This window comes from Gallibacterium melopsittaci (genome assembly GCF_042433085.1).
Taxonomy (GTDB): domain Bacteria; phylum Pseudomonadota; class Gammaproteobacteria; order Enterobacterales; family Pasteurellaceae; genus Gallibacterium; species Gallibacterium melopsittaci.
In genome coordinates, this window is sequence record NZ_JBHLWA010000014.1 from 1 (window position 1) to 13291 (window position 13291).

Here is a 13291-nt window from a genome sequence, read left to right on the forward strand (position 1 = left end):
GTTTATACGGGATTTTTTAAATAAAAAGAGTGGCTAATATTTAAAGAAAATAAATATTAGCCACAATTTTGTCTACTATGCCAGAATATCTAATAATTCAACTTCAAAAATTAATGTACTGAATGGCGGAATTGATGCACCCGCACCACGTTCACCATAAGCGAGATTGTGAGGAATCACTAAACGCCATTTTGATCCGACTGGCATCATACTTAATGCTTCAATCCACCCTGCAATTACACCATTTACTGGGAACTCGGCTGGTTGACCACGTTGCACAGAGCTATCAAAAACCGTACCATCGATTAATGATCCTGTATAGTGAACACGTACTTTATCAGTTTTCGCAGGAATATTTCCTTCGCCTTTAGTTAAGATTTGATATTGCAAACCGCTTTCCGTTTCCACCACATCTGGATGTTGACGATTTTCATCTAAAAAGGCTTTACCTGCTGCCTCAATCTCTTTAAAAAGAAGTTGTTGTTTTTCTTCAACACGTTGTTGTAATTGTTGAATTGCCTCTGCAAGTTGTTGTTGATCTAATGCTGGAGCATTTTGATTTAATACATCAAAAATACCTTTTGCAATAGCACTTGCTTCAACATCTAATTGACTTGCTAATAATTGTTGACCAATTTGCAATCCAATTCCGTAACTACCTTTTGCTTCTACACTATCTAATGAAACTTGTTCAAAAAATTGTTGTGACATGAAATTTCCTTACTGATTAAAAATTATTGAACTTTATGTGCTAACAGTTCACCAACACGGACTGCAGTATCTTGATGTAAATAAGCAGCAAACTCTACCTGATTTTCTGCAAAAATGTTGATCACAGTTGAACCCAAACGAAATGCACCCATTTCTTGCCCTTTCTCCAACTGAATTTCACCTGACTCACCTTTTGCTGGGTAATGCCAATTTTGAATTTCACTAGGACGAGGTGGATTAATCACCCCTGCCCAAACGGTACTAATACTTGCCGTAATGGTTGCTCCCACAAGAATTTGCACCATTGGTCCAAACTCGGTTTCAAACAAACAAATCACACGCTCATTACGTGAAAACAGATGTGGGATATGTTCAGCTAAAAATGGATTCACTGAATAAAGCTCACCTGGTACATAAATCATCTTACGCAACGTTCCCGCACAAGGCATATGAACACGGTGATAATCTTTTGGTGATAGATAAGTAGTAATAAATTGTCCATTTTTAAATGTTGTACTTAACTCAGTATCACCTGCTAATAGATCTGTTAAACTGAAATAATGACCTTTCGCTTGAATTAAACGATCTTCTTCAATCATACCTAGTTGACTTACTCGTCCATCAGCTGGCAAACAAAGTGCATTTGGATCTTGGTTAATTGGTCTAACACCATCACGCAAAGGACGAATAAAAAACTGATTAAAGGAAACGTAATCCTTAGCATCGGAATACAATGCTTCTTGCATATTAATCCGATATTTTTTAATGAAAAGGCGAATAATAGCGTGAGTCACAGCTCCCCACTGCTTCTCTGCTAACCAACCAGCAGCTCTAGTTACCCAAAATTGTGGTAAAACATAATGAAATGCCACTTTAAGTTTATCAAAATAGGTTATCGTCTTGTTCAAAGGGATTTTCCTCTATAAAAAATGAAAAATTTGTCCATCTAATAAATGAACTGCTGGATTATAACAACTTATCTCTATTCTGCAATTTTCAATCATCATCAATATCTGGATTTTCTTTTTCTCCATGATAAATTTTTTTATTATTTTTATAAAAAAGCTGTAATTCCTTTGACTATTGTTGTATCTGACGTTAATATTTGCACCCTATGAAAAAGGTAAAACTACCCTTAACCGTTGATCCAATTAAATCAGCCCAAAGACGTTTGAACTATGAGGGATATTACTCTCAGGTTCAATTGGCTCGTTTAAAAGATGCGGTTAATCAAGTGCTAAATGATGTTGAAGCTGAACTTTCATTTGCAATCGATCCACAAAAATTGGTTGTAATACAAGGTACAGCAAAGGTTGATGTAATGTTGGAATGCCAACGTTGCAATATGCCATTTCCATATCATTTATCTTGCACTTTTAATTACAGTCCAGTGTCTAGCATGGATCAGGCTGATGTGTTACCTGAAATTTATGAACCGATCGAGCTTAATGATTTTGGGGAAATAGATTTATTGGGTGTGATTGAAGATGAACTTCTTCTTTCTCTTCCATTGGTTCCAATGCATGAACCAGAACACTGTGAAGTGTCCGAGGCTGAACAGGTCTTTGGCGAATTGCCTGAAGAATTGGCAAAAAAACCAAACCCGTTCGCTGTGTTAGCTAGTTTAAAGAAGCAAAAATAGTTAGGAGTATAGCCAATGGCTGTTCAACAGAATAAAAAATCTCGTTCAAGACGTGATATGCGCCGTTCACATGACGCATTAACTACTGCTGCAGTTTCTATCGATAAAGAAACTGGTGCTACTCATTTACGCCATCATGTTACCGCTGATGGTTACTACCGTGGTCGTAAAATTAAATAATTTTCGTCAAAAGGTAATCAATTGAGTCTAACCATTGCGTTAGATATGATGGGCGGGGACTTTGGTCCCCGTATTACTGTCCCAGCTGCAATTCAAGTGTTGGAAAAGCATCCAACGCTTCGTTTTCTTTTTCTTGGTGATCATGCTGAAATTCAGCATTATTTACCAACGTCAAACCGTTCACTATCAGAACGAATTACAATTCATCATTGTAGCAGACAAATTTATTCAGATACCCCTATTGCCCAAGCATTACGTTATAGCAAAGGTACATCTTTACGTTTAGCTATTGAGGCAGTACAAAAAAATAATGCCGATGCGTGTGTTAGTGCAGGAAATACAGGGGCATTAATGGGATTATCCAAAATTTTGTTGCAGGCAATTCCTGGTATTCAACGCCCAGCATTAGCTTCTCTTATCCCGACTATGAATGGTCAACATACTGTAATGCTTGATCTAGGAGCAAATACAGAAGTTAGTGCTGATATGTTATGCCAATTTGCCAGAATGGGTGCAGTTTTTGCCGAAAATATGTTGGATTTAGTCTATCCTCGAATTGCATTATTAAATATTGGAATTGAGGCTATTAAAGGTTTACCACATATTCGTGAAGCAGCATCTCAACTTGAACAAGCACTTGATCTCAATTATGTTGGATTTATTGAGGGTGATCAGTTATTAAATCATATTGCTGATGTTATTGTATCGGATGGGTTTAATGGCAATATTGCTTTAAAAACATTAGAAGGTACGGCAAAAAATATTATTCACTTACTGAAAGATAATGAAAGATCCCAACCAAAATGGTGTATGCTTTGGTTACAACAAATTTTCCGTCATTTATTAAAAGATAAATACCAACAGTTACAATCATTTAATCCTGATAAGCATAGTGGTGCTTCATTATTAGGTTTGCAATCAGTCATTGTAAAAAGCCATGGTAGTTCAAATAGTGTGGCATTTGCTCATGCTATTGAACATGCTATTTCCCAAGTGAATAAAAATATTCCTGAGAAGATCCTTACGAGTTTGTCATAAGTAGTAACAAATCTTTTGATTATCTATAAAATTAAGATAATATTTCCGACAATTTTTCATATGACGAGATAATTATGTATAGCAGAATTTTAGCAACAGGTAGTTACCTTCCGAAACAAATTAGAACAAATGCAGACCTTGAGAAAATGGTTGATACATCCGATGAATGGATTTCTGTCCGTACTGGTATAAAAGAACGCCGTATTGCAGCAGAACATGAAACGGTTGCAACAATGGGTTATGAAGCTGCAAAACAATGTTTAGAGGTTGCCAATATTGATGCCAATGATATTGATCTTATTCTTGTTGCTACCACAAGCAATTCTTACGCCTTTCCTAGTGCCGCCTGTCAAATTCAGCAAATGTTAAATATTGATGATGCAATCAGTTTCGATCTTGCTGCGGCGTGTTCTGGATTTGTCTATGCGTTAAGTGTTGCAGATCAATTTATTCGTACAGGTAAAGTAAAAAAAGCACTGGTAATTGGTTCAGATCTCTTATCTCGTCGTTTGGATATGCAAGATCGAGGAACAATTATTCTTTTTGGTGATGGTGCGGGAGCAGTGATTCTCGAAGCATCTGAACAAAAAGGTATTATTTCTACACACTTACACGCAAATGCTAAAGATTCTGCTATTCTCGCTTTACCTATCAATTTACCTAATACGGAAAATCCTGAATATTTAACCATGCAAGGTAATGAAGTATTCAAGATTGCTGTGCGAGAATTAGCGAATGTAGTAGAAGAAACATTATCTGCTAATCAATTAGAAAAAGAACAAATTGATTGGTTAGTTCCACATCAGGCAAATTTACGTATTATTTCTGCTACTGCTAAAAAATTAAATATGGATCTATCACAAGTTGTTGTGACTTTAGATCGCCATGGTAATACCTCTGCTGCGAGTATTCCAACTGCACTGGATGAAGCTGTTAGAGATGGTAGAATTCAACGTGGTCAATTATTATTACTTGAAGCATTTGGCGGTGGCTTAACTTGGGGTTCTGCCCTCGTTCGTTATTAATGAATTTTGAAAATTAACAAAGGTTATATCATGAAAAAGTTTGCAATGGTTTTTCCAGGTCAAGGTTCTCAATCAATTGGAATGCTTGCCGAATTAGCAACTCAATTCCCAATTATTGAACAAACTTTCCAAGAAGCATCAGCTGTATTGGATTATGATCTTTGGGCGTTGGTACAACAAGGTAGTGCCGAAGAACTCAATAAAACTTGGCGTACTCAACCCGCATTATTAGCTGCATCGGTTGCGATCTTCCGTGTATGGCAACAGCAATATCCTGAACTGCTTCCAGCTGTTATGGCTGGACACAGTTTAGGGGAATATTCTGCATTAGTATGTGCAGGCGTGATTGATTTCCAAGATGCTATTAAACTCGTTCAATTACGAGGCAAATTAATGCAACAAGCTGTTCCAGAAGGGACTGGTGCTATGTACGCAATCATTGGTTTAGATAATGACAAAATTATTCAAGCCTGTGAACAAGCAGCTGAAGATGAGATTGTTTCAGCCGTGAATTTCAATTCACCAGGACAAGTTGTTATTGCTGGAAACAAAGCTGCCGTAGAACGTGCCGCAACGCTATGTAAAGAAGCTGGTGCAAAACGTGCGTTACCATTAGCTGTAAGTGTGCCATCACACTGTGCATTAATGAAACCAGCAGCAGATCAACTTGCGGTTGCCTTAGAATCTATCTCGTTTAAACAGCCTCAATTTGCTGTGATTAATAATGTTGACGTAAAAACAGAAACAGATCCAAATGCTATTCGCAATGCGTTAGTACGTCAACTATACAATCCTGTCCGTTGGACTGAAACTGTGGAAAAAATGGAAAAGCAAGGTGTTGAGCTCGCTTTTGAAATCGGTCCAAACAAAGTATTAACTGGCTTAAATAAACGTATTAGTTCAGCAATCCAATCTGTCGCAGTGAATGATAATGCTTCACTTGCAGAAGTCGCTACACAAACCATCAACGAAGAAAAGGAATAATTATGCAAAAAATCGCATTAGTAACAGGTGCAAGCCGTGGTATCGGAAAAGCAATTGCTGAAGAACTTCTCAGCAAAGGATTTACTGTTATTGGAACAGCCACTAGTGAAAATGGTGCAAATGCTATTTCTACCTATCTTGGTGAAAATGGTAAAGGTTTAGTGTTGGATGTTACTTCATTAGACTCCATCAACAATGTCTTAGAACAAATCAAACAAGAGTTTGGGGATATTGATGTATTAGTCAATAATGCAGGTATCACTCGTGATAATCTCATGATGAGAATGAAGGAAGAAGATTGGGATATTATTTTACAAACCAATTTAAGTTCCGTATTCCATCTATCAAAAGCTGTTTTACGCAGTATGATGAAAAAACGTTTTGGCCGTATTATTAGTATCGGTTCTGTTGTTGGTTCAATGGGAAATCCTGGACAAGCGAATTACTGTGCCGCAAAAGCAGGTATTATTGGTTTCTCAAAAGCATTAGCAAAAGAAGTTGCCTCTCGAGGTGTTACTGTAAATGTAGTTTCCCCAGGCTTTATTGCAACAGATATGACAGATGCATTAACAGAAGATCAAAAAGCAGCAACCTTAGCACAAGTTCCAGCAGGTCGTTTAGGTGAGCCAAAAGATATTGCAAAAGCAGTTGCTTTCTTAGCTTCAGATGATGCAGGTTATATTACTGGTGAAACACTCCATGTAAATGGTGGTATGTATATGAATTAATATGCTGTTATGAAATTGTAACAGCAATACATATTCTACGGATTCATCATCTTGAGTAAGGAAAAAGCATAGCAATTAGCTGTACTTAATGATAGAATTGCTCGCGAGTATGTAACTTTGGTCAATGTATGCATACTGATTTTGACCTTCTGATTAGAGTCGAGGTTAGACCTCTAATTTAGCAGTTGCAACTTAATTAAATATGCATACAATTTCTCCTCTTGCAGAATAAACAAATAGGGAATTAACAAATGAGTATTGAAGAACGCGTCAAGAAAATTATTGTCGATCAATTAGGCGCTAAAGAAGAAGACGTTAAACCAGAAGCATCTTTCGTTGAAGATTTAGGTGCTGATTCTTTAGACACAGTTGAATTAGTAATGGCTTTAGAAGAAGAATTTGATATTGAAATTCCTGATGAAGAAGCAGAAAAAATTACTACTGTTCAATCTGCTATTGATTACGTTCAAAACAATCAATAATTTTAGTAAAAATTTCTGAAAAAAGGATTATCTTAAAGATAATCCTTTTTGTTTATAGCACATATAAAAATGAATCCGATCATTCTTGGCATTATTCTTTGCATACTCTCTCAAATTCTATTTAGTTCTCTCTATCTGTTTAGTTATTCAATGCAACCACTTACAGGTACTACAATTTTTGCCTTACGCATTATTGTGACAATGTTGAGTTTATGGCTACTCTCTTATCTAAATCCAAGAAAAGAAAGTATCCGTACCTTCGTTGTAAATACATTAGGTAGATCGATTCATCGTTGGATTATAGTATTATTAGGAACTGGTATATTAGGCAGCCAGTTATGGCTCTTTATGTGGGCTCCAATTAATGGAGAAGGCTTAAATGTTGCTATGGGATACTTTCTATTCCCATTAGTGATGGTATTCTCTGGAAAACTAATTTGGAAAGAAAAACTCTCTACATTACAATTCTTAGCATTAATTCTAGCAATTTCTGGGATCTTACATGAACTCTACCGTACCCACGCATTCTCATGGACTACATTGTGGGTTGTACTACTCTACCCACCTTATTACTTATCACGCAGGATTATGAATATTCCTACTTTGCCAGGGTTAACACTAGATTTCACACTTATTGCTCCTTTTGCCTTACTCTATTTATTACCTCAACAAGATGTTTGGCAATTAATAGGAAATGAATCTCGATATTGGATTTTATTGCCATTATTAGGAGCAGTAAGTGCTTTATCTATGTCCTTTAATATTCGCTCCAGTACAATCTTACCAATGAAATTATTTGGTTTACTTAGCTATATCGAGCCAGCACTACTGTTTGTGATTTCAGTTACTATTCTTGGTATTGATATGCCTGCAGCAGCGTATATTACCTATGGTTTTATTTGGAGTGCATTAGGTGTTTTGGCAATCAACAGTTTTATCACACCTACTGCTAAGAAAATTAAATCAATCAAATAAGATTTACTGATTCCTGATAAATTAGATACAAAATATCTATAAGCCAAACACTCATTATTCTTGCTCTTTTAAGAAGCGGATTCTATGCCGTGCCTGAATATACTGTTTACGTTTCTGAATTCGTTTCAATAACATCAAACGACGAATTCTTAATGTTTTAAAATTTTTTAATGTTCGACGAGAATTCCTACGCATCATTGCTTTCCTTTCATTTTAAAAGAGATAAAAAAACACCTTACCTAAAAAGGTAAGGTGTTCTTACTATTTAATCATCTCAAACTTCATTATTTTTTAGGGCCTGCAGCAACTAATGCTTTACCAGCTTCGTTACCAGTATATTTCACAAAGTTCTTAGTGAAACGTTCTGCTAAATCATCTGCACGTTTTTCCCACTCACCTTTTTCTGCATAAGTATCACGCGGATCTAAAATTGCAGGATTTACGCCTGGTAATTCAGTTGGGACTTCGAAATCAAATACTGGGATTTTCTTAGTTGGTGCTTTATCAATAGAACCATCTAAAATCGCATCAATAATACCACGAGTATCTTTGATTGAAATACGTTTACCAGAACCATTCCAACCTGTATTTACTAAGTATGCTTTCGCACCATTAGCTTCCATTTTCTTCACTAATTCTTCAGCATATTTAGTTGGATGTAAGCTTAAGAATGCAGCACCGAAACATGCAGAGAATGTTGGAGTAGGTTCAGTTACACCACGTTCTGTACCTGCCAATTTCGCTGTAAAACCAGATAAGAAATAATATTTAGTTTGTTCAGGTGTTAAAATTGATACTGGTGGTAATACACCAAATGCATCAGCTGACAAGAAAATAACTTTATTTGCATGACCAGCTTTTGATACTGGTTTAACAATGTTATCAATATGATAAATTGGATAAGAAACACGAGTATTTTCAGTTACGCTCTTATCTGCAAAATCAATCTTACCATTCGCATCAACTGTTACGTTTTCTAATAATGCATCACGACGAATTGCATTATAAATATCTGGTTCATTTTCTTTTGAAAGGTTGATAACTTTTGCATAACAACCACCTTCAAAATTGAAGATACCGTCATCATCCCAACCATGTTCGTCATCACCAATTAATAAACGGTTAGGGTCTGTTGATAATGTGGTTTTACCTGTACCTGAAAGACCAAAGAAAATCGCTGTTTCTTTACCGTCTTTACTGGTGTTAGCAGAACAGTGCATTGAAGCCATACCTCTTAATGGAAGTAAGTAGTTCATATAAGAGAACATACCTTTCTTCATTTCACCGCCATACCAAGTATTTAAGATAACTTGTACTTTTTCAGTTAAGTTAAAGACGACTGCAGTTTCAGAGTTCAATCCTAATTCTTTATAATTCTCAACTTTCGCTTTAGAAGCATTCATAATCACGAAATCTGGTTCACCAAAGTTCGCTAATTCTTCTGCTGTTGGACGAATAAACATATTAGTTACAAAGTGCGCTTGCCATGCTACTTCCATTACAAAACGTAATTTTAAACGACTGCTTTCATTCGCACCACAGAATGCATCAACAACAAATAAACGTTTACCACTTAGCTCTTCGGTTGCTAATTTTTTAATTTCTTTCCATGCTTCTGGTGTAACTGGTTTATTATCGTTTTTGTATTCGTCTGAAGTCCACCAAATAGTATCTTTAGTGGTTTCATCTTTAACGAAGAATTTATCTTTTGGCGAACGACCTGTGTAAACACCAGTCATTACATTCACTGCACCAAGTTCGGTAACTTGACCTTTTTCATAGCCTTGTAGGTCAGCTTTTGTTTCTTCCGCAAAAAGTTGTTCATAACTTGGGTTATGAACAATTTCAGCTACATCATGAATACCAACTGAATCTAAATAAGCTTTTAAATTTGACATAATAATTTTCCTTCAAATTGAATATAAAAAAATCATGTTTTGCATTCTAATCCTTTTTACAAAAAAAAAACGTTATCTAGATCAAATTTCCGCTATTCACTCGTTAGAGGTAGCAAAATTTTTTTGATTTTTTCAATTTTTATTTAGATTTTTGAGAATTACAAAATGGTTGGCAAATTGGACAATAAAAACTATTTCTTTGTCCGATAATCTGGCTCTCTATTGGGTGCCCACAACAATGACACGGTTCACCTTTACGTCCATATACTTTCAATGATTGTTTAAAATAACCTGGTCGCCCATCTGGTTGAATAAAATCTTGCAGCGTAGTTCCACCTTGCTTAATTGCTTGTTGCAAAATTTGTTTTATATTACAAACTAACAACTCACATTGCTGTTTGGTTAATTGTGCAACTTCAACGGCTGGATGAATCCCACAGCTAAATAACACTTCATTTGCATAAATATTACCAACACCAACTACTACAGCATTATTCATTAACCACGACTTCACTTTTGTATGACGTTTTCGGCTCATTGAAAATAAATACTCAGCAGTAAACGCATCACTCAACGGCTCTGGCCCTAACTTATTAAATAAAGAAAAATCATCAAGCGATGCTGTCCATAACCATGCACCAAATTTTCTTGGATCGTTATAACGTAAAATTTTGCCATTTGATAAAACAAGATCTATATGATCATGTTTATATACTGGATCTTGTGCTGATACGATCCTAAGTGATCCTGACATACCTAAATGGACAACAATATACCCAAGCTCTAATTGAAAAATGAGATACTTCGCTCTACGCTTAACTGTAATAATGCGTTCTGATTTTAAATTAAATAATGTTTGACTAATTGTCCAACGTAAACGAGGTGTTCTTATAATGACGTGATCAATAACTTGATCTTGAAGATAAGGAAGGATTCCCTGCCGTGTTGTTTCAACTTCTGGTAATTCTGGCATAGACTAAATTCCTAAATTTAAGGTATAAAAAAAACTGCACTTAAAAAAGTGCAGTTTTTTGTAATCTGAGATGAAATTATTCAGTAACAATACTTACGTATTTACGACCTTTATCGCCTTTCACTTCAAATTTCACTTTACCATCAGCAGTTGCGAATAAAGTGTGATCACGTCCCATACCAACGTTTGTACCTGCATGGAATTTAGTACCACGTTGACGAACGATGATGTTACCTGCTAATACAGATTCACCACCGAAACGCTTAACACCAAGACGTTTACTTTCAGAGTCGCGACCGTTACGGGTTGAACCCCCAGCTTTTTTAGTTGCCATTTATCTGATCTCCTTTGAATTAAGCGTTGATTGCAGTGATTTTCACTTCAGTGAACCACTGACGATGACCTTGTTGTTTACGACTGTGTTTACGACGACGGAACTTAACGATTTTAATTTTTTCGCCACGTCCGTGAGAAACAACTTCAGCTACTACTTTTGCCCCAGCAACAACTGGCGCACCAATTTTAACATCTTCACCATTAACGACCATTAACACAGAATCGAATTCAACTGATTCACCTGTTGCCACTTCAAGTTTTTCTAAACGAACTACTTGACCTTCGCTCACTCTGTGTTGTTTGCCGCCACTTTGGAAAACCGCGTACATAGAAGAAAACTCCGCTAAATAAATAGTGCTATCAAATCAAACCCTAAGGCTATCTAACTCAGCACTTTAAAATTCACATAATAGGTCGCGGATTTTACGGAAAAAAAAACAAAATAGCAAGCGTGGATTTTCAACAAAATAAAAAATCTTGCCGAATTTCATAGTTTAATTTTAGAAATATAAATTTTTAAGGTAAAATCACTGACCATCTTTATACAAAAGCATTATACATGTGTTTTTACACTATTTATTATGAAGGGAAGTATGGATTTACAGGATATTCAAGCATTATCGGCTAATGATATGAAAGCTGTGAATGCGATGATTTCACAACAACTACAATCTGATATAGCACTTATCAATCAATTAAGTTTTTACATTGTAAATGGCGGAGGTAAACGTATCCGTCCTTTAATCGCAGTTCTAGTTGCCAATGCTTTGAATTATCAAGGAAATAAACATATTACTTGTGCTACATTTATCGAATTTATCCATACTGCTACACTACTTCATGATGATGTCGTTGACGAATCTACATTACGTAGAGGAAAAGATACTGCCAATGCTATTTTTGGTAATGCTGCTAGTGTATTGGTCGGTGATTTTATCTATACTCGTGCGTTCCAATTAATGTCACAATTAGGCTCTCTCCCTGTTTTACAGGTTATGTCTGATGCTGTAAATGTCATTGCTGAAGGTGAGGTTTTACAATTAATGAATTGTAATGATCCTAATACTACTGAGCAAAGTTATATGCAGGTCATTTATAGTAAAACGGCTCGTCTATTTGAGGTTGCAGCTGAATGTTCAGCTATTTTAGCCGAAGCAACCAATGAACAAATTCAGGCAATGAAAATGTACGGTCGTTATCTGGGTACTGCATTCCAATTAATTGATGATGTTTTAGACTATCGAGCTGATGTTGATCAATTAGGAAAAAATCTTGGTGATGATCTTGAGGAAGGTAAACCAACACTCCCTCTGTTACATGCAATGTATCACTCTACAACAGAGGAGAGTCAATTAATTCGCTCTATTATTGAAAATGGTCATGGCCGTCAGTATCTTACTGAAATTCAAACGATTATGGATAAATATGCTTCTTTGACTTATACCGTTGAGAAAGCAAAAATTGAAGCCCAAAAAGCGATTGATGCACTTACTATCATTGATGATAGTCCATATAAAGATGCTCTTATTTCCCTTGCAAAAATTTCTGTTGAACGAAGTTATTAAGATTTAAAGTTATGTCAGAGATCGAACAAAACATTCCTCGTGGAAGGAAAAAGAAAGCGGTAAAAGATCCAAATGCCCCATTTGTGCGTCCAAAATTAACATTACCAGATGGACACAATAAATTGTTATTACACTCTTGTTGTGCACCTTGCTCTGGTGAAGTAATGGAAGCCTTATTAGCATCAGAGATTGATTTTACTATTTATTTTTATAATCCAAATATCCATCCACAAAAAGAATATTTAATTCGTAAAGAAGAAAATATCCGTTTTGCGGAAAAATATAATATTCCATTTATTGATGCTGATTACGATCGAGCTGAATGGTTTGAACGTGCGAAAGGAATGGAAGATGAACCTGAACGTGGTATCCGTTGTACAATGTGTTTTGATATGCGTTTTGAAAAAGCAGCGCAATACGCTCATGAACACGGATTTCCTGTTTTTACCAGTAGTTTAGGTATTTCTCGCTGGAAAGATATGAATCAAATTAATGGGTGTGGTCATCGTGCTGCTGAAAAATATGATGATGTCATTTATTGGGATTATAACTGGCGTAAAGGCGGTGGTTCTCAAAGAATGATTGAAATCAGTAAACGAGAAAGATTCTATCAACAAGAATATTGTGGCTGCGTTTATTCATTACGCGACACCAATAGATGGCGCGAATCTCAAGGTCGTGCCAAAATCGAAATCGGTAAACTTTATTACTCTGCCGATTAATTTATCAATATCACTCAATTACTTAGTTAAGG

17 protein-coding genes are annotated in these 13291 nt (G+C 35.9%); 10 read left to right on the forward strand and 7 right to left on the reverse strand.

Annotated features, from left to right (window positions below):
* Window positions 1–75: 75 nt before the first annotated feature.
* Window positions 76–711: a BamJ family beta-barrel-assembly machinery protein gene (bamJ, locus tag ACFFHT_RS03420; protein WP_382373488.1), complete on the reverse strand. Its 636-nt coding sequence runs from the start codon at window positions 709–711 to the stop codon at window positions 76–78.
* Between the two features lie 23 nt (window positions 712–734).
* On the reverse strand, window positions 735–1619 hold the full coding sequence (asd, locus tag ACFFHT_RS03425; RefSeq protein ID WP_382373489.1) for an archaetidylserine decarboxylase: 885 nt from the start codon (window positions 1617–1619) through the stop codon (window positions 735–737).
* A 206-nt stretch (window positions 1620–1825) separates the two neighbouring features.
* Here asd and yceD point away from each other — a divergent pair, with 206 nt between their 5' ends.
* From yceD to rarD, 8 genes are all read left to right on the forward strand, one after another.
* Window positions 1826–2353 (forward strand): 23S rRNA accumulation protein YceD, encoded by a 528-nt coding sequence (gene yceD / locus ACFFHT_RS03430; RefSeq protein ID WP_382373491.1) that lies wholly within the window; start codon window positions 1826–1828, stop codon window positions 2351–2353.
* 15 nt (window positions 2354–2368) lie between these two features.
* Window positions 2369–2533: a 50S ribosomal protein L32 gene (rpmF, locus tag ACFFHT_RS03435; protein ID WP_013745784.1), complete on the forward strand. Its 165-nt coding sequence runs from the start codon at window positions 2369–2371 to the stop codon at window positions 2531–2533.
* 21 nt (window positions 2534–2554) lie between these two features.
* Entirely contained in the window at window positions 2555–3571 is a 1017-nt protein-coding gene (gene plsX / locus ACFFHT_RS03440; protein ID WP_382373493.1) for a phosphate acyltransferase PlsX, read from the forward strand.
* A 74-nt stretch (window positions 3572–3645) separates the two neighbouring features.
* Window positions 3646–4596: a beta-ketoacyl-ACP synthase III gene (locus tag ACFFHT_RS03445; RefSeq protein ID WP_382373495.1), complete on the forward strand. Its 951-nt coding sequence runs from the start codon at window positions 3646–3648 to the stop codon at window positions 4594–4596.
* 30 nt (window positions 4597–4626) lie between these two features.
* Window positions 4627–5580 (forward strand): ACP S-malonyltransferase, encoded by a 954-nt coding sequence (gene fabD / locus ACFFHT_RS03450; RefSeq protein ID WP_382373497.1) that lies wholly within the window; start codon window positions 4627–4629, stop codon window positions 5578–5580.
* Entirely contained in the window at window positions 5580–6308 is a 729-nt protein-coding gene (fabG, locus tag ACFFHT_RS03455; RefSeq protein ID WP_382373651.1) for a 3-oxoacyl-ACP reductase FabG, read from the forward strand. Before fabD ends, fabG begins: the two co-directional genes overlap by 1 nt.
* Window positions 6309–6559: 251 nt before the next feature.
* A complete protein-coding gene (gene acpP / locus ACFFHT_RS03460) occupies window positions 6560–6790 on the forward strand; it encodes an acyl carrier protein (RefSeq protein ID WP_382373499.1) in 231 nt (76 codons plus the stop codon).
* Window positions 6791–6859: 69 nt separating this feature from the next.
* Entirely contained in the window at window positions 6860–7765 is a 906-nt protein-coding gene (gene rarD, locus ACFFHT_RS03465; protein WP_382373501.1) for an EamA family transporter RarD, read from the forward strand.
* A gap of 54 nt (window positions 7766–7819) precedes the next feature.
* On the opposite strand, the gene ACFFHT_RS03470 is transcribed toward rarD, so the two are convergent.
* The 5 genes from ACFFHT_RS03470 to rplU all read right to left on the reverse strand — a co-directional run bounded on the left by ACFFHT_RS03470 (window position 7820) and on the right by rplU (window position 11301).
* Window positions 7820–7963: a hypothetical protein gene (locus ACFFHT_RS03470; RefSeq protein ID WP_382373503.1), complete on the reverse strand. Its 144-nt coding sequence runs from the start codon at window positions 7961–7963 to the stop codon at window positions 7820–7822.
* A gap of 86 nt (window positions 7964–8049) precedes the next feature.
* Window positions 8050–9663, reverse strand: a complete 1614-nt coding sequence (gene pckA / locus ACFFHT_RS03475) for a phosphoenolpyruvate carboxykinase (ATP) (RefSeq protein ID WP_065235318.1) — start codon at window positions 9661–9663, stop codon at window positions 8050–8052.
* A gap of 139 nt (window positions 9664–9802) precedes the next feature.
* A complete protein-coding gene (mutM, locus tag ACFFHT_RS03480; RefSeq protein ID WP_382373505.1) occupies window positions 9803–10636 on the reverse strand; it encodes a bifunctional DNA-formamidopyrimidine glycosylase/DNA-(apurinic or apyrimidinic site) lyase in 834 nt (277 codons plus the stop codon).
* Window positions 10637–10712: 76 nt separating this feature from the next.
* Complete coding sequence (rpmA, locus tag ACFFHT_RS03485) at window positions 10713–10970, reverse strand: 50S ribosomal protein L27 (protein WP_382373507.1); 258 nt, start codon at window positions 10968–10970, stop codon at window positions 10713–10715.
* A 19-nt stretch (window positions 10971–10989) separates the two neighbouring features.
* Window positions 10990–11301: a 50S ribosomal protein L21 gene (rplU, locus tag ACFFHT_RS03490; protein WP_382373509.1), complete on the reverse strand. Its 312-nt coding sequence runs from the start codon at window positions 11299–11301 to the stop codon at window positions 10990–10992.
* A 264-nt stretch (window positions 11302–11565) separates the two neighbouring features.
* Here rplU and ispB point away from each other — a divergent pair, with 264 nt between their 5' ends.
* On the forward strand, window positions 11566–12537 hold the full coding sequence (ispB, locus tag ACFFHT_RS03495) for an octaprenyl diphosphate synthase (protein ID WP_382373511.1): 972 nt from the start codon (window positions 11566–11568) through the stop codon (window positions 12535–12537).
* 11 nt (window positions 12538–12548) lie between these two features.
* Window positions 12549–13259, forward strand: a complete 711-nt coding sequence (locus tag ACFFHT_RS03500; protein ID WP_382373513.1) for an epoxyqueuosine reductase QueH — start codon at window positions 12549–12551, stop codon at window positions 13257–13259.
* The last annotated feature ends 32 nt before the right edge of the window (window positions 13260–13291 follow it).